Origin of the sequence: Parafrigoribacterium mesophilum (assembly GCF_039652555.1) — a bacterium.
In the GTDB taxonomy this organism is placed as follows: Bacteria; Actinomycetota; Actinomycetes; order Actinomycetales; family Microbacteriaceae; genus Parafrigoribacterium; species Parafrigoribacterium mesophilum.
Window position 1 is genome coordinate 1 of record NZ_JBDJAF010000064.1, and the last position, 270, is coordinate 270.

Consider the following 270-nt stretch of genomic DNA (forward strand, 5'->3'; position numbering starts at 1 on the left):
GGCCGTCCTGCTCGCTGAGCACCGCGAGGATGTCATAGGCACCCAGTGGCTTGTGGCTTTGCCAGACCAGTTCCAGGACGCGGCGGCGCAGGGCAGTCAGACGCAAACCGTTCTGCGCGCACAAGGTATCGGCCTCGGACAAAGCGCTGTGCACGCAATGGGAGTGGTCGTGGGGACGGCTGGCAATCGGGGTAATAGGCATGAGCGGCGACGAGATTTGCTGGAGACGTTATTATGTTACCCGTTCTCGCTTCCTTGAGTGGTCATCGT

At 60.7% G+C, this 270-nt stretch carries 1 pseudogene; it reads right to left on the minus strand.

The window, feature by feature from the left end:
- Nucleotides 1-202, minus strand: a pseudogene (locus tag ABFX56_RS16115) (transcriptional repressor); the annotation flags it as partial.
- Nucleotides 203-270 lie beyond the last annotated feature (68 nt).